Annotated in this window: 15 protein-coding genes and 1 pseudogene; 10 read left to right on the top strand and 6 right to left on the bottom strand. The window is 57.8% G+C overall.

Features of this window, described 5'->3' with window-relative positions:
• On the bottom strand, nucleotides 1-1133 hold a 1133-nt coding region (hmpA, locus tag BMI87_RS18590), incomplete at its 3' end, for an NO-inducible flavohemoprotein (protein WP_146681672.1).
• A gap of 156 nt (nucleotides 1134-1289) precedes the next feature.
• On the opposite strand from hmpA, the gene BMI87_RS18595 reads away from it, so the two are divergent.
• The 4 genes from BMI87_RS18595 (at nucleotide 1290) to BMI87_RS18610 (ending at nucleotide 5862) form a co-directional block, all read left to right on the top strand.
• Entirely contained in the window at nucleotides 1290-1715 is a 426-nt protein-coding gene (locus BMI87_RS18595; RefSeq protein WP_078523041.1) for an Rrf2 family transcriptional regulator, read from the top strand.
• 303 nt (nucleotides 1716-2018) lie between these two features.
• The gene (locus BMI87_RS18600; RefSeq protein ID WP_078523042.1) at nucleotides 2019-2720 is read left to right on the top strand and encodes a gluconate 2-dehydrogenase subunit 3 family protein; all 702 of its coding nucleotides are present in this window, start codon (nucleotides 2019-2021) and stop codon (nucleotides 2718-2720) included.
• A 3-nt stretch (nucleotides 2721-2723) separates the two neighbouring features.
• Nucleotides 2724-4493 (top strand): GMC family oxidoreductase, encoded by a 1770-nt coding sequence (locus BMI87_RS18605; RefSeq protein WP_078523043.1) that lies wholly within the window; start codon nucleotides 2724-2726, stop codon nucleotides 4491-4493.
• A 13-nt stretch (nucleotides 4494-4506) separates the two neighbouring features.
• A complete protein-coding gene (locus tag BMI87_RS18610; protein ID WP_078523044.1) occupies nucleotides 4507-5862 on the top strand; it encodes a cytochrome c in 1356 nt (451 codons plus the stop codon).
• Nucleotides 5863-6632: 770 nt separating this feature from the next.
• Here BMI87_RS18610 and BMI87_RS18615 read toward each other — a convergent pair.
• On the bottom strand, nucleotides 6633-7115 hold the full coding sequence (locus tag BMI87_RS18615) for a hypothetical protein (protein ID WP_078523045.1): 483 nt from the start codon (nucleotides 7113-7115) through the stop codon (nucleotides 6633-6635).
• A gap of 1131 nt (nucleotides 7116-8246) precedes the next feature.
• A complete protein-coding gene (locus BMI87_RS18620; RefSeq protein WP_078523046.1) occupies nucleotides 8247-8456 on the bottom strand; it encodes a hypothetical protein in 210 nt (69 codons plus the stop codon).
• A gap of 300 nt (nucleotides 8457-8756) precedes the next feature.
• Between BMI87_RS18620 and BMI87_RS18625 the strand changes: the two genes are divergently transcribed.
• Together BMI87_RS18625 and BMI87_RS22255 are read left to right on the top strand one after the other, a co-directional pair.
• The gene (locus BMI87_RS18625) at nucleotides 8757-8951 is read left to right on the top strand and encodes a hypothetical protein (RefSeq protein WP_075777083.1); all 195 of its coding nucleotides are present in this window, start codon (nucleotides 8757-8759) and stop codon (nucleotides 8949-8951) included.
• A gap of 7 nt (nucleotides 8952-8958) precedes the next feature.
• Nucleotides 8959-9303, top strand: a complete 345-nt coding sequence (locus tag BMI87_RS22255) for a hypothetical protein (RefSeq protein WP_146681673.1) — start codon at nucleotides 8959-8961, stop codon at nucleotides 9301-9303.
• A 44-nt stretch (nucleotides 9304-9347) separates the two neighbouring features.
• Here the strand turns inward: BMI87_RS22255 and BMI87_RS18635 are convergent, their stop codons facing one another.
• Nucleotides 9348-10253 (bottom strand): helix-turn-helix domain-containing protein, encoded by a 906-nt coding sequence (locus BMI87_RS18635; protein ID WP_168175239.1) that lies wholly within the window; start codon nucleotides 10251-10253, stop codon nucleotides 9348-9350.
• A 256-nt stretch (nucleotides 10254-10509) separates the two neighbouring features.
• Between BMI87_RS18635 and BMI87_RS18640 the strand changes: the two genes are divergently transcribed.
• From BMI87_RS18640 to BMI87_RS22260, 4 genes are all read left to right on the top strand, one after another.
• The gene (locus BMI87_RS18640; RefSeq protein ID WP_078523049.1) at nucleotides 10510-10806 is read left to right on the top strand and encodes a hypothetical protein; all 297 of its coding nucleotides are present in this window, start codon (nucleotides 10510-10512) and stop codon (nucleotides 10804-10806) included.
• A 1578-nt stretch (nucleotides 10807-12384) separates the two neighbouring features.
• Nucleotides 12385-12942: a DUF6634 family protein gene (locus BMI87_RS18645; protein WP_078523050.1), complete on the top strand. Its 558-nt coding sequence runs from the start codon at nucleotides 12385-12387 to the stop codon at nucleotides 12940-12942.
• Between the two features lie 2 nt (nucleotides 12943-12944).
• Nucleotides 12945-13682, top strand: coding sequence for a metallophosphoesterase (locus tag BMI87_RS18650; protein WP_078523051.1), 738 nt, complete (start codon nucleotides 12945-12947; stop codon nucleotides 13680-13682).
• Nucleotides 13679-14437, top strand: coding sequence for a hypothetical protein (locus BMI87_RS22260; protein ID WP_146681674.1), 759 nt, complete (start codon nucleotides 13679-13681; stop codon nucleotides 14435-14437). The genes BMI87_RS18650 and BMI87_RS22260 overlap by 4 nt, the downstream gene beginning before the upstream one ends.
• A gap of 77 nt (nucleotides 14438-14514) precedes the next feature.
• Here BMI87_RS22260 and BMI87_RS22825 read toward each other — a convergent pair.
• Nucleotides 14515-14604: pseudogene (locus BMI87_RS22825) on the bottom strand (IS5/IS1182 family transposase); the annotation flags it as partial.
• A gap of 364 nt (nucleotides 14605-14968) precedes the next feature.
• A complete protein-coding gene (locus BMI87_RS22265) occupies nucleotides 14969-16477 on the bottom strand; it encodes an HNH endonuclease (RefSeq protein WP_168175240.1) in 1509 nt (502 codons plus the stop codon).
• Nucleotides 16478-16587: the final 110 nt, after the last annotated feature.

A 16587-nucleotide genomic window follows, 5' to 3' on the forward strand; every position in this document is an offset into this window, starting at 1 on the left:
GCGTCCGGAACGTTTGCTGCCTTCAGACCGGAAACCATCTCCTGCATGAAGCCCGTCGGGCCGCAGATGAAGTAGTCTGCCCTGGCGGGATCGCTGATCTGCACGAGCCAGTTCGGATCGACGCGGCCGGTATGGACACCATTCGCGACATCATTCTCTTCCGGCACCTCATAGAAGACGTGACTCTCATGTGCCTTCGCGCGGGAGGTCGCTGCAAGCGCATGGGACTGGCCATTCCGCGTCGCGTGGACATAGACCATCCGCAGATCGCCGCCGCCATAGCTCTCCAGCATCGAAATCATCGGAGTGAGGCCAACGCCGCCCGACAAGAGAACCACCTCTCGCTTGTCTGCGGGATCGAGGAAGAACTCGCCAGCGGGCGCGGCCACGTCGAACTCGGCGCCGACCTCGACCGCATCATGCAGCCAGTTGGAGATCCGCCCGCCGGGCTCGCGCTTGACAGTGATGCGGTAGGACTGACCATCCGGCGCCGAGGAGATCGAGTAGTTGCGCCGATACTCCTCGCCTTCCGCAGGTGCAAAGCGGAAGCTCAGATACTGACCGGGGCGATGCTTGAGAACAGGCAACCCATCCACGGGATAGAGCGTGAAGGACGCGATCTCGGAGGTTTCGCTGTCCTTCGCGCCAACCTTGAAGCGCCGCCACCCGCGCCAGCCGCCGTCCTGTTCTTCCGCACCGGCGTAGATCTCTTCTTCTCGCTCGATGAGCGTATTGGCAAGGAACCAGTAGGCCTCGCCCCAGGCATTCAGGATCTCGGGGGTCGCGGCCTCGCCCAACACCTCGGCGACAGCGCCCAGCAGCGCTTCGCCGACATGGGGGTAATGCTCGGGGAGGATCTGCAAACCGACATGTTTCTGTGCGATCCGTTCCAGCGCATCGGCCAAGACCCCGGGATTCCGGATATGGGTCGCATAGGCCACCAGCGCCCCCGCGAGCGCTTTGTGCTGCGGCGAGTTTCCATGTTGATGCGACATGTTGAACAGCGCCCGGATTTCGGGAGCGGCGAGCAGCCTGCGATACATGACCGGCACGATCTGATCGACGTGCTCGGCGACGACGGGTGCAGTGGCTTCGATGATCATGAGTGTGTTTTCCGAGAGCGGCTTGGCCATCATTGTCTCCTGGGCTATAAAACATACCAATGATCCGCATCTATTCTCCCGGGAATTAAGATGCCAATCACAGGTATGTTTTTCTTGTGCGACATTCTGTCCGGCCTCGTGATACGAGACGCGTCGCTTGGGAGCCCGATCAGGAGAGATCTGCGAATGCGCTTGAACGACACTACGGACCTTGCCTTGCGCGTCATGATCTATGCGGCGTCGATGAAAGACCGCCGTTTCACGATCGATCATCTCGTCGAGGCCTATCACGCGCCTCGAAGCACGGTCATGAAAGTTGTCAACGCGCTGACCCGGGGCGAATTTTTGACTGCACAACGCGGTCGGTCCGGCGGCCTGGGGCTTGCACGTGCCGCCCAAGAGATCGGCGTCGGGACAATTGTGCGCCACATGGAGACGGATTTCGATCTCGTCGAATGTATGCGCAGCGGCGGCGATTGCGCGATCACAGCGTCCTGCCGTTTGATTTCTCCCTTGGCGGAAGCCCGCGCGGCTTTCTTGGCGACGCTCGACAACTACACAATTGCCGATATCGCGATCTCGCCGCGCGATTTCGGGCTGGCGATCTCGTAAGATGCTTTTGAAGCTGGCACGATATCTATCGCTAATGGGCACTTCGATTACGACGTTGACCTGCAAAACAATGCCGTAGGAAATTCTTCCCGCGCGCATACGGCGAGAGGCCTCTTCCAGCTCACTAGTCACGAGAACGTGACGCCACACCGCTTTGCTCACGCCTGCCTCATGTTAAGTGAATCCTGAGATGCGACCCTACGTCGCACCCGTGAGCTACCGGCGTCGGCATGGCTTCGAATGCATGGATTTGCCTTTTCCTACCGCTATAGCCACCCGGCGCATAGAGACAGGAGTTTCCATTTGACCGATTTGCCAGGACGTCCCTCTCGGCGTGGTTTCCTCAAAGGCTCTGCAGCCGGTGCGGCCTTGGCGGTGATTGCCGCCTCGGCTGAGGCGCAGACCAAGGAAGAGCTACCGCCGCTCGAGGACTATGAACCCAGCTATTTCACAGCCGAGGAATATGCCTTCGTCATGGCCGCCTGCGACCGGCTGATCCCGGCGGATGGCGACGGGCCCGGCGCGCTCGAGACGCGCGTGCCAGTCTTCATCGACCGCCAGCTTGCCGGAGATTTCGGCGCGGCTGCGGATTGGTATATGGAAGGCCCGTTCCAGCCCGATGCCGACCCGCTTCTGGGCTATCAAAGCCCGCTGACCCCTGCCGAAATTTATCGCGCGGCCATCCCGGTGTTCGAGCAATGGTGCCAGGACAACCACGGGAAAGGCTTCGCCGATCTCGATGCGAAGACGCAGGACGCCGCGCTGACGTCGCTAGAGAAAGGCGAGGTTTCGCTCAAGCCCGAACAGCGCGATTTCTTCTCGCTTCTTCTGCAGAACACCAAGGAAGGCTACTTCGCCGACCCGATGTATGGCGGCAATCACGGCATGAAGGCCTGGACTTACGTCGGCTTCCCCGGCGCGCGGGGCGCCTATACCGAATGGGTGTCGCGCTTCAACGAGACCTATCCGCTCAGCGCGGTCGATATCGCAGGCGAGAGGGCGTAAACCATGGCTAGAACTGATCCGAAAAAAGACGTGGTTATCATCGGTCTCGGCTGGACCGGCTCGATCCTCGGCATGGAGATGGCCAAGGAAGGGCTGGAAGTGCTGGCGCTCGAGCGCGGCGACGACCGCGATACGGTCCCGGACTTCCAGTATCCCGGCGTCATCGACGAGCTGAAATACGCGATCCGCTACGGCTTCATGCAAAAGCCGCGCAAGTCGACCCTGACGATCCGCCACGGCGTGAACGATACCGCCCTGCCCTACCGGCACTTGGGCTCGTTCCTGCCCGGCGATGGCGTCGGCGGGGCCGGTATCCACTGGAACGGCCAGACGTGGCGCACGCAACCGGCCGAACTGCGTCTGAAATCCTATGTCGAAGAGAATTTCGGCGCGGATATCATCCCCGAGGATATGCAGATCCAAGACTGGGGCGTGACCTACGAGGAGCTTGAGCCGCATTACGACCGTTTCGAGAAGCTGCTGGGCATCTCGGGCAAGGCGGGCAATCTGAACGGCGAAATTCAGGACGGCGGCAACCCGTTCGAGGGGCCACGTTCCAGCGAGTACCCCAACCCGCCGCTGGCCAACACCTACGACTCCGAGCTGTTTGCCGATGCTGCGCGCAAGAAGGGTCTCCACCCGTTCCCGCGCCCGGCGGCGAATGCGAGCCGCGCCTATACGAACGAGTATGGAATGCAGCTTGGGGCCTGTAACTATTGCGGGTTCTGCGAGCGCTTCGGCTGCCTGAACTACTCCAAGGCGTCGCCGCAGACCTGTGTACTGGGCGCGCTGAAGCGGATGCCGAATTTCCGCTACAAGACGAATTCGGAAGTGCTCAAGATCGAGAAGGCCGCTGATGGCAAGACGGCCAAGGGCGTGACCTATTTCGACGAGAAAAGCGGCGAAGAGGTCTACCAGCCCGCCGATCTCGTGCTGGTATGCGCCTATTCGCTGCACAACGTTCATCTGCTGCTTCTGTCCGATATCGGCCAGCCCTACGATCCTTCAACCGGTGAAGGCGTCGTCGGGCGCAACTATTGCTACCAGATGACCGGGGGCACCTCGCTCTACTTCAAGGACAAGAAGTTCAATCCTTTCATCGGGACCGGCTCGGGCGGGATGTCGATCGACGACTACTCGATCAGCCAGATCGACTTCGCCAAGGAAGGCTTCATCGGTGGGTCTTACATCACGGCGGGTCACACTGGCGGGCGTCCGATCGGACAGCTCTCCACGCCACCCGGCACGCCGAAATGGGGTCAGGGTTGGAAGGAAGCCGCGGGCGAGTGGTATAACCACAAGATGTCCATCGGCTCGCACGGGTCGAACATGTCCTACCGCGACTGCTACCTCGACCTCGATCCGACCTACACGGACCGGCACGGGCGCCCGCTGATGCGGATGACCTTCAACTGGAAGGCCAACGACATCAAGATGACGCAGTTCATGAAGAGCAAGATCGAAGATGTCGCGACCAGCATGAATCCCGACAAGATGGCGTCGGGCTACAAGAAAGACGGGTCGCAATACGACACCACGGTCTATCAGAGCACCCATAATGTCGGCGGCGCAGTGATGGGCACCGATCCCAATACCTCGGTGATCAATCGCTACCTTCAAAGCTGGGATTGCCACAACGTGTTCGTCATGGGCGCGTCGGCCTATCCGCAAAACACCCAGTACAACCCGACGGGACCGCTGGGGGCGCTGGCCTATTGGGCGGTCGATGCCTTGCGCAACGACTATCTCAAGAACCCCCGGCCGTTGATGTGAGAGGAGAGAGATCATGAAAACCTTCCTCCGCATCATTGCCGCGCTCATCGTGCTCGGCCTTATCGTCCTGCTGGCGATTATCTTCGTGCCGGTGCAGCGCACCAAACCGACTGAAGACCTCGCGGCGGATTGGACGCCCGACAAGGGCGCGCCGCTTTATGCCGCGCGGATGGGCGATTGTGCCGCCTGTCACACCTCCGAGGGCGGCAAGCCCTTCGCAGGCGGCAAGGCCATCGAAAGCCCGATGGGGGCGATCTACGCCTCGAACATCACACCCGACAAGAAAACCGGCATTGGAAACTGGACGCTTGCCGACTTCCGCGCCGCGCTGGTTGACGGGGTGGACGATGAGGGACGTCATCTTTACCCGGCGATGCCCTATGAGAACTATCGCCATCTGAGCGAGAAAGACATTCGCGCGCTCTACGACTACTTCATGAACGACGTGAAGCCGGTCGAGAACGAGGTGCAGCAAACGTCGCTGTCCTTCCCGTTCAACCAACGCTGGGGCATCCGGGCGTGGAACTGGGCCGCGCTGGACGATCCGGGCTTCCACCCCTCGGATGCAGTTTCCGGCGACGTTCAGCTCGCACGCGGGGCCTATCTCGTACAGGGGCCGGGACACTGCGCCGCCTGTCACAGCCCGCGCACCGCGATCATGTCGGAAGACGGCAAGACAGCCTCCAGCGACAGCTTCCTCAGCGGGGGCGAGATCGCCGGCTGGAGCGCGCCCGATCTGCGCGATGCGGGAACGCCCGCGCAGATGTGGTCGGCCGATCAGCTCAAGGCCTATCTCACGACGGGGCGCAATGCGCATAGCGCGGTCACGGGTGAGATGGCTCTCGCGGTCGAGCATTCGCTGCAATACATGACCGACGAGGATGCCGACGCGATGGTGGCTTACCTCCACAAGATCCGGCTCGGCCAGGCTTCGGAAGGTTCGAAGACGGAAATCCCCGCCGAAGACCCGACGAAACTGCCGAACCGTGTCGAGCGGGTGGACAGTGCCAAGGACGACACCACGGCCATGCTGGTCGCGGGCAAGGACCTGAGCCCTGGCGCGCGTCTCTACATGGACAATTGCGCGGCCTGTCACTTCAGCGACGGCAAAGGCTCGCCGGGCGTGTTCCCCTCGCTTGGGGGCAACTCTCTCGTGACGGCGGACCAGACCACGGGCCTGATCGACGTGATCCTGAACGGAGCGGCGTTGCCCTCCACCGCATCGCGTCCCGAAGCGTTCAAGATGCCGGGCTTCGCGCATCGTCTGAGCGACGAGGACGTCGCCCAGATCGCAAGCTTCCTGCGCGGAGCTTGGGGCAATGATGCAGGCAGCGTCGACGCCTCGGCGGTGACGGATCTGCGCCAATAACGATTTGCGGGGCCGGCGTTCTCCGGCCCCGCACCCCGGAGCGCCGACGAGGATCGTCGGGTCGAGCTGCAGAGTGACACCACAGAAAGGCGAGAGGTCACGCTCCTTCACCCGCCCGAGTTCCACATCGCCGCATCATTTTCTACGACCAATTTCTATTCCGGTCTGACGCGCAGCCTGTGCGATCGTCCCTCCAGGGAGCCGGACCTACGGCCATCTGTCTTGCGAGAGCATCGAACGTGAGCTCGCTCTACGATTTGCCGCGTTGGAAGATCAGCCTCGCGAATATGACGTGCGAATGCGCGCGTTACGGAAATCGCTGCAAGCTCCGCCTCCGTCGATCCCCGTCGCGTCTTGGCCACGGAGCAACTTCGCCTTGTGTCGAGGCGACGAACTTCAGTTCGTCAGCCGCAGAGGAGCCTGAAGCGTTCGCGGTCTTAGTGCGGAGAACGCTTGCGAACACACTGAGCCGCCATTTTCTGGAAGACGTGACGCATGTCTTCAAGCCTGTCTAAGATCACAGCTCGGACCGAATTTAGCATGGGGAACGACACCCGAAACCCGCCGCGACCAGTTATTATACTTACTCGGAAGTTCCGTTCGCGAGAGTGAGCAGACCTGCGTTCGATTTCAGCAATTGGGCATCAATCCCGCATGGTCGCTGCGCCGAAGCGCCGAATGCGCGGCAAACGCTATGCCGCAATTGCGCTAGAGACGCTCAGGCACGCAACCACCTTTACCCCTTTCGTCAATTTTGCCCCCCCCCCGCGCTATCGCTGAGGCTCTCTCGACGCGAAACGAGAGAGAACACCTCTTCGAAATTGTCGCACCATCGGCCGAAGCGCACCCTCCGTCGCTTCCAAGTAAACTGCCAATCCAAAGATGAGAAGTGAGGCGATGAGAGCCGTCTCACGCAGTGCCGCGCTCTCCCAAACGTAGGAAATATCCTCAACAAACATCACCGTCGACGCAACTGCGAGAACACCAGACATCACTAAATATCCGTAAGGCGAGACGACGAGCATGAACAGCGAGAGCCCGAGAAAACCACCACAGACACCGATCAGATAGCAGACAAATTCCCGAAAAGAAGATCCATCGGGGGCATAAATGAGCCCCCAGGTGAGTAGAGCGCCCAACATCGAAAAACAAAAAATAATTAGACACGCAGCGGCTATGGTCAACTTTCGCCGCAACGCGAGCGCCAAGAGGGAAAGAGTTACGACGAGAAGAACAGCTTCTAAACCGACCATGGGCGGGCTTGTAAGACCTAAACCATTCAAGTTTTCACCCTCTAAGCTTCGCTAACGCAGCGCCGTTCTTGAGACCAACTCACCGCGTGATCAGCACAACCCCTACGAAAATCGCAAAGATCAGCAGGAAGCCCCACACGCCGGATCGGTTCAGGAGAGGCGCGCTTCGACCGCAAGCCCCACATCGGTTTGCTCCGAAACGCATCCGATGCGAACAAGACTCGCATGTAAAAATTCGCAGCGACCGGCCTTTGGCTTTTTGAAATTCACGCATTGATATATCTGAAATGTACGAACGAGGTGTTGTTAGTAGATTTTATGAACGTTGAACGCCTCGAAACGCAGAAACTTTCGCTGTGCGAGAGGCGCCGAAGCAGTCGAAGGTCACTTCCCGAGAGGTTAATGCAGGCTTTCTAAGAAATAGCAAAAGTAATTTAAATTTTCACACCCAGCAACGCGACCTCACCACCTTGAGTTGTATTTCAATAAGCCACACATCGCCGCACAATTATTGCGTGCATAAAATTTTCGGAACTTGGGTGCTCGGTGTCTGGTTATCGCAAATTGCAAATGCTCCGTGTAATTTGATTCGTCTAGAACATACTTGCGGAAGAGTTGAGCCGCCTCAAAGAGACATTGCGAGGCAGCGCGCGTTATAGATACCGGGCCTTCGACTTGTAGAAAACCGCCTATCGCACGGCGAAATTCTCCGCCGGAAGCTTTGCAAGGCACCCCGACATTTTACCTCCGGGTGATCCGGAAACTTGAGACATCGTCGCTCTGATCGCTCAAAGGCTATGACTGCGCGGATCTGGACTCTCCGAAACCGGAGCATTCCGTATCTTGCAGAAGATCTGAGTAGGCGTCGGGTTCACCGCCTACATGACTGGGGAGCCTACCGGCACGCTCAAGCTCATCGCGCCCGGCGGAGGCGCCTGCGGCTTCCACATGGCGCCGAGCTCTAGATCGACAAGGAACACGCGGCTCGCGCGTATCGCGAATACTCGTCGGGTGATCGAAGCAGTTCGGGAGAGCATCGAAACGACTGCGGCCCGCTGGATACCTGCGAGAGGGGCCCTCCTTAGAGGTCGAAATGCCCAGCTTTTAATGTGATCAGCGCTGCTTTAGAGCCTAGCCATTTGAATGGTCATCGCCGTCGTCATCCGCCTTTTCGCCAAAATAGGCGTCGCCGGACAGAGGCCGCGAATTTAACCAACGGATGTCTTCCGCACTCAGGCTTGTCACATCTTTGATATGACGGCGCTCACGCATCACAATCCAGAACGCCGCCGCAGCGAACGCGCCCATCAGGATCATACCGGCTGTCACATTCCAGTCCATACCGCGCTCCTTCCGTCGAAATTAGACCGGATAGGGCCAAATAAGTCAAACTGGCCCGAGATCATTGCTTCACCAGAACCGCCTCTGAGAAGAAGCGTAGGGAGGCCGATCTTTGCCGGATTTTCCGCCGCTGCGCCGAGGGCAGGTCACCTGCCGTATCGGCACCTCCGCGCGAACTGCTATTGCTGCTTACAAGGAGCGCGCCGTCGCGCATCTCAAATACGCGAAGTCAGCGTCTGCGATCAAACGAGACAAAGCACGGGCTTTCAGGCTATAATAAAACTTTACGGAGGGCCCCGCATGGAAGATCTTTTCAGGAAACGGCAAGAGGAAAAGGCGCGAAGCCGCGCGAAGGATGAGGAACGTCTGGCGAGAGGCGAGGTCAGCCCCAGCGAGTTGCAGCATCAGAATTTAGTATTCAAGAAAGTCCGAGCCGACCGGGTCGGCTTCGTGAAGAGCCGCGAACCAAAATCCGTCAAGTTCCTCAGCCTTTGAGGCTGCTATGTCTATCGATCAGAAACTTGCTCGAGCAAGAACTCAACGCCCAAGGCTCCTCGGCGAGCTGGAGGCACTGCTGCGAGCAGGCAATCCGGACCTCGATCTCTTCGTCTCGGCCCGCGCCCATTATGGCGACCCCGGATTGGCCCATCTCCATATCTATGGCGTTGAGGGTGACCACGAACGCAGATCCCGGCTCATGAAATTTGCGACAGCCTGGCTCCTGGAGCGCGGCATATCGATCGAGCTTCAGGAGGGACGCGACGTCTATGACATTCGTCCATGGCGCGAGCTCCATGGGGGCACGGCTCAAGATATGGGATCTCTGGACGAGCTGGACGAGATCTGAAAGCGCTCGAACCAGGCCAAGCAGAAGACAAATTGCAGGGCACACTAAGAGGCTTTTGCGCCCCCTCCCCCTCGAAGCTGGGCGACCCTCCAATGCCCGGTATACCCTTGCTTCAAATGGGCCGCGACGATCTGAAAGCCGCTCTGTGGCCAGCTCTTCGGTGTGTCGACAAAGAGCAATTCCGCAATTCCGAATCCGGCCTCCTGGAGATCCCGCAACCGCGCCTTCGTCGTCAGGTTCGTAAGCGGCGCAAGCCAGACGATATTTTCGGAGACCTTCATAGCGTGCCGCGTGAACGTCCGCAGCTCTGACCAGGGCGGATTTGTGACGACCCAATCCACGCGATCCCACCAAGACAGAAAGTCACGCCCTTCACTGATCTCGCACCATTGGCGCTCCACGTGATCCGGATAGTGATTGTAGAATGCCCCCTCCCCGCGCGACGGATCGAGGACTCGCCCGGCCATCGCATGCGAAAAATGATCGATGATTGCTTCGGCCAGATCAGGCGGCGTCATGACCCGGTCTTGTTCCGCGTCATTTTTCGGCGGCACCAACCCTTGCCCCTTCGCCAGATCGCTCCGTTCCAGGGGCGCTCGGATGCGGAACAGCCGCAATGCTGCGGCAAGCGTCGCTACACGCCCGGAAAACTCCGCTTCCAAGGCAATGACCGTCACGCGGCTGCAGCCGATCTTGCGGGCGAGAGCCTGCTGCGAAAAACCGCGCGCACGCCGCCGCTCCGCGAGCACGCGTCCCATATGCTCACCCGCCTTGGCAACACGCCAGCGCAGGCAAAGGACCGGCAAGACGGCCTCGAGCGAAAGGATCGTGCCTGCCCCGCTCTCCAGGGCGCGCACCGTCGGGATGCTGATATTGGCGCGGGAGGCGAGTTCGGCCTGCGTGAGCCCGCGCCCCGCGCGTTCGGCTCTCAGGAGCTCGGAAAAGGCCATGTGCGAAAATCTTTCCATCCAAAGCTCACAGATAGAACGAAAAAGCGACAGAGCGCAACAGCTAGCGCTACGCCCTAGGCGCTGCCGAAAACGAGCGGCAATGAGCTCCGGCGAAATTTTCTCTACTTCCTAAAAAATCGAGAACCCGTTTTTTCAGCCTCGGCACTTAGACTGAACGCATCAGCAGATCCGCGCCCCGGATCACCTTACCCGTCCCCGCCGAGCCTCGCTCGCGCGGTCTCAGGAGATGCATGCCATGGCCCAGCGTCCTTTTGCGCCAAATATGCGAAAATCTCATCGCGCAACTGGGTTCACCAAATCCGATGAAGAGCTTCTCGAGCGGCTCGTGAAAGCCCGACAGCGCGTCGCCGAGCTGATGCTCGAAAAACTAGTCTACGCACCGATCTTCGAGAGACTGGAACACGAGATCGCGGCCGTCGAGGCGCGCCGGATCGAAGATCCTCTGGCCCGCGCAAGGGCGATCCTGCGTGGACAGCCAAGTGACGCGGCCTCCCCGTCAGACGATCAAGACGATACGCCTGAGCCATGGTAGGTCAAACGATCTCACTTGCCGATGCGACGAGGATCCCGAATGCACCGGGCAGTTCAGCCGTCATGCGAAAAACGAAAGGCAAAAATCCCCAAAAGCCTTCTATCCAAGAAACATGAAGCGAAACTGCACAAAAATCCAAAAATTCAAAACAAGCATCGCCTGATTACCCGGCGGCAGCGCCAAGCATGCAGAAAATCGAGAACATCCGCGAACGCGTGTGAAAAAGTTTTGCGAAGGCAACTCGGCGATGCTTTCGACAGAATGGGACCGGCGTCCCCGGAAACAATGCGAGCCTTCGACAGCCACAAGCGATCGCCCCCCCCAAGCGACGAAAGGTGCAGTGACACTCAGCAACCGCGCCCCGGACGCAAATATCGAAGCTGGGCAGTGCGTATCGAGGCGGTCGGCTCCGTGACCCGCCGGAAATTCACGCTCGCACCGTGCGAAAAAGCCTGCCCACTATACTCATGCGAAAAACGGGCGGCGAACGGGCGCGGCTTCCCCCCTTGCGCGGGCTATCTTTCTCGCCCTCGCCGGCGCCACAGTTTGCTATCCCCCCCTTGTCACGGTTCAGGCTCCGCGCCGAGCGTCTTTGGAAGTTGCAAGGCGTAATGGCAGGCGAGAGCCCGGCAATCGATGGAGATCAATTGATAACATCCCAGGCTCAACCCGGCTTTTCAGCTGCCGGCCAAGCGGACGGAATCTACTTAAGGTCTTGCGCTGCGAGATGATTGGCTGGCTTGAGGCCCGGTGCGAAAAAAGATCGCGACAACAGCGCGGAGATCGGTGGCCGCCGGAGGCGGGCGGTCTACTTGGGCAAGCCATCTTGGGCATAGGCCTCCTGTTTCGGCACCGGCGCATGTCATGTGGATTTTTTTGAGCCGAACCACCGGGATCTGATAGCAGTCCAGGGCAGACCTCTGAGCGCCTATGCATCTCGGTCTTAGTGCGCCCATTTCCGCTCGCGAGGGCCTAGAACTCGTTCGGAAATCGCCTGCTATTTGCCCGCGCGAATCAAGGATTGATCGGAGAGAAGCGATCGTGCATTTCCCACGTTTGATGACACGCAAAGTCCGGATTTAGAGTTTGGCTCGTGGTATCAGACCCCGCGCCCCAGCATGCGGCTCGAGTGCAGGCGATGCGAAAATCATCGGCCAAATCCCGGCCCAGCGCGAAGATATTCCTATTTTTCAAGGAACAATGCCCACCCCACGGCCAACGACGTGCGGTGCGAAAAAAAGTCTAAAAAATCCGTGCGAAAACAGGCGCTTAATCGAATTCCTCCTAGCCTTCCTCCACGTCATGGGATATGCTTGAACGGGAAAGATTCACTCCCTAGTCGTTAGAGGCAGCCCGATGCTAACAGGCCTAACCACGCCGCTTTAGCGGCCCGCGTCCTCCTCGAAGGACGCGCTCCGAACTAGATATTGAATATTCACACCCGGCACCCGGGTCGACACGCTGTCGGCCTGCGCCCTTCGTTATTGAAACTCACTCGGACAAACGCCTGTCCGGGCACGGCTGACGCATGCCCATGGTCCAGTTGGGCGCTTGGCTCGAAGCAAAGGAAAGAAGCAAATGGTTCACGAAACAAGCCCGCTCCAACCTTATCTTGAGATCATTGAAGGTATTCTCCCGGTCACGCCGATTGCAATGATCGATCTCGGCAGCGCGCAACAACGCATTCGAGAACATCCCGCGCTTGCTCCGCTCCTGCAGACCTATCTCGCCGATCGCGCCCTTGGCGGACAAGGCGGATCGAGCGCAGACGGAACCTTCGACGCCACACTCTTTATAAAATGGGTGATCGCGCTCAGTAACCTGGCACCCGCAATCGGGGATAACCTAGCGAACGGGGAGCAATCAGCCGCGCCTCTCTTAGAGTCGTGGTGCCCGATAGTCGAAGACGACGTGCCCCTGCTTGTCGGGCGGGTCTCCGGCCACCCGCACCTGCGTGAGGGTGCGCGGGTTCGAACTTCGCCTCTCATGAATCTCCAGCCGAAGGCGGGCTGGGCTCGAAGTTGTAACCGCTTCTATCGCTTGGGCTTATACGATCCAAGTTTCCTGAAAACCCTGCAAAAAGATGGACGCCTTTCTGCGAGCGCAAAGCTCCTGCGCGCCGATCGGAGATCCTGATCATGTCCAAGGTGCTTATCTTGGCGGACCTGCATCTCGATCTCTGGATGCAGAAAAACCGCAACCCATTCGACGACCTTGAGCTCGAGCACGCTGAGCTTCTCATCATAGCTGGCGACCTCGCCAATAAGCCCAAGATCCGTTGGCGTCCGGCGCTTCAGCTGATCGGCCAGCACGTCGATCTCGATCGGGTTCATATCATCCCGGGCAATCATGACTATTACGATTTTCGGCTCGATGGCGACGACCGCCTCGCAGATCTCGCGCATGAAGCCGGCGCGCATCTCGCGCAGAAACGTGTGATCACCCATGAGCGCACGCGATTCCTCTGCGTGACGCTCTGGACCGACTTCGCGCTCGGGCCGGGAAGCGTTGCGGAAAAGTCGTCCCGCAGCGACTGGGTGATGAATGACTATCGCTATATTCGCGTCGCAGGAAGCGGCTACCGCAAGGCGCGGCCAGCCGACACCATCGCGAAGCACCATGAACATCTCGATTGGCTGCGAGGGCAATTGGCGACCCCCTTCGATGGCGAAACCGTCGTCGTCACGCATCATGCCCCGCACCCGGCTGCGCTCCCTCCGGGCGCGCCGCTGCCTTGGTGCTACGCTTCAGACCTGACTGCGCTCATCGAGGAATACCAGCCCGAGAAATGGCTTTTCGGCCATACCCACCATGCTGCGGAATTTCAGGTTGGGCGCACGCAGCTGAAGAATGTCTCGGTAGGATATCCAAAATGAGCATAATTAAATCTAATGCAATGAAGCATAAACTAATATCAAGTTGGGACGACAATCACGCTACACCAGAAGAAGATTGGATCGAATTTGAAGGTAAAAAAGTTAAATATATAAAAGGGGTTTTTCACAAGCCTTACAGCTTAGCGTCTACGCTACCGAATGAACCGGGAGCCTATATCCTCTATGGAAAAAGAAATTTTTATTGCGGAGAAACAAATGATATTAACCGCAGAGTGGTTGAGGGTGCCCGCCGGATGGGACGCGATACAAGCTTTGTTTGTTTTAGCACAAGCATGTTGCAAAACGAAAATGACGTGCATAAGAAACGTTTTTTTAAAGAAATACAAGATAATTGCATTCCGGTTTTGGCCACTGCTATCCATTTCTTAAGATTGCCTCTCGAGCTTGAAAACAAGCAGGGAGTCTACCTTTTGTCTCCCGAGACCCGAGAGAAAGACGAAAATTCAGTCCACGCCTTAGCGGAAAAAATTGCAATGACAGCACTTTATCATATGGGCTACCCCAGATGGCTATATCAAATATACCTCGACAAACGTCTTTACCACCAAACTAACACCGCGGCATGCTCTCTCAGCGATCTAATCTGGGATCCAATACGCGAAGACGAGCTTGCTCGTCAAAATAAGAGATGTGCATCAAGCCGCCGAAACAAGTTTGATTTAAGTTTAAAATGCAATGAAGAAACGCCACCCCTGCCAGAAGTTTGGCAAGTATCTGCCCGAAAGACGCATTAACCATATAGGCTCCTGAATCTTAACCAGAAGAGCACAGTTGTCGCCAACGCGATGGCAAAGCGAAAGGCCGTCGGGCATCACTCGTAGCGGATCGCCACCCGTCGCCAGTCGTTAAGCCTGCCGAACTTTATCTCGATCCGGTCGCGGATTTTATACCGGAGCCTCTCTTATTTGACTGGGTCGAGACCTAGCAACCGGGCAAATGAAATTCGGGAGTTTCTCAAAAGATTTGGCAAATATGCGACTGACCTTGGAGCCCTATCCGAGAAAACCGTGTGTGCCGTTTCTTGGGAGAGCGTTGAAGCTGGCCGATTGACGCGCGGTTTTCATGGCGCCGAGGCTGTCGCGATGATCCGCAATATAGACAATTATAAATAGTCAATGGTGAAACCGAAGTTTACGCGGCCAATGTGTGCGGACACGAATTGCCCAAGCGCTACAAGAATATTGGCAAAGTGTGACTCACTTGAAGCGATCTGCTCGATAAGATGCGGGCTCGCCCGGCACTTCGCCGGGGATCACTCTTTTCGCTCAGAACACGCCCATTGTCTTGAACGTTCGATCGGCTTCGGAAGTGAGGCGATAGGTCACCGGCCCATTACCTTCTGTGCGATGCAAGAGGAGGCCCGACATTCGTCGTTCATTCGGAAGATAGCCTCGAAAGAAGCCGAGGCGCTCATAGATCAAATGTCCTAGGATCAGACCCACATCACCTTTGCCACGGATCTTTACCAGCTCGGGATACCCGATGCCGGGTGTCTTCGCGATCGCACGGACCAAGAGCCGCTCTTCCGCCCGCAACGGAAAGTGCTGAAAGGCGGCGAGGATCGCCTCATCGAGACCAAGACCCGCAACCTTCTCCGACCATTCCAAATGGCGTTGTGCCGCTTTGTCATCAAGATCGGTAGGGCCGCGCAGCTCCAGTTCAGCCTTGATTGTGTCCGCAAGCCTATCGATACCATGATCTTCCGCGCGTTGGAGGAGTATCTTGAGTTGCTTTGAACCGGTTGCCGGTAGCCGCGCAATCGCCTTCTCGATATGCTCATGTGAAAATGGGGTCATGAAAAAACCTTTGCTCCATTCGGGATCAGGGCCGGGTTGCATAGCCTTTCTATGACCCCGAGTTGGAAGCAGGGGAGCCAAGTATGCATCCGCATCTATTCCGCGCCGATCGATCATTTTGCGCGGGCAGCGCACGATGCAACCGTGGACACCGTCCCGCTCGACCATCTCTGCCTCGACTGAAGAACCAATTTTAAACCAGCGTGCTTTGCCAGCGACCGGGGGCACGTTGACATAGCCCGCGCTGATATAAGAGCCGGGGAAGAAGAAACTTTCAGACGTCGGGCCTAATTCGCAAGCAAGAGGTTCATTTACACGCGTGCTCTCTTTCGAACGAGGTGAGGTCCGGGTTTTCGGCAACCCAAACCTGCGCAAGCGCTCCAGACCATCGAAATCGGATGGAACAGGCTCGCGCAAACGCGGATCCTCAATATCGAGCTGCCTGAGAGTAAAGCGATCCTTTCCGAAATTGCAGAGCGCACATGAAATCACGACATTTTCGAGCGATGACATGCCACCGTGACTATGCGGCTCGACATGATCATACTGGAGCCAGCTTGCTTGAAAAGCTGCGTGCTGTTCGGCCGGATTTCTGGAACTCCAAGGAACCGCAGAAGGATACAGCCCATGGGCAACCCTGCGTATGTCGGCAGGAATGACCGGCAAACCGCAATAGCGACACGTGTATCCATCTCGCTCAAGAACAGCTCTCTTGATAGCCGCTTTGATCGATCGATCGGGGTCGCGCTCCGATTTTGGAACAAGTTGACTGTCCCCTTCCGGCTTCCAGAAAACAACGTTTTTGCGCACGTCGGACCATGCATCGTTCAGCCATTTCCAGGTGACTGAACAGTTCGCGTCTTTGAACTTGGCGGCAGCGGTGTCGAAATCCCCTTCGATATGCGCATCCGCCGCGTCAACAAGGGCATGGATCGCTGCATGCACTTCCGAGATCGGCTCTTTGATGAATCTTCGCACGTCGATCGACTTTTGATTAAAGTCTTTACGCTAAGGTAAGCTTAGAAATTGTCAACGGTAGAAGAAGATGCAAACGCCGCTTCACGGACGCCACAAAGGGCGCGTTAGCT

The sequence above is a fragment of the Thioclava sp. F28-4 genome, from assembly GCF_002020045.1.
GTDB classification, from domain to species: domain Bacteria; phylum Pseudomonadota; class Alphaproteobacteria; order Rhodobacterales; family Rhodobacteraceae; genus Thioclava; species Thioclava sediminum.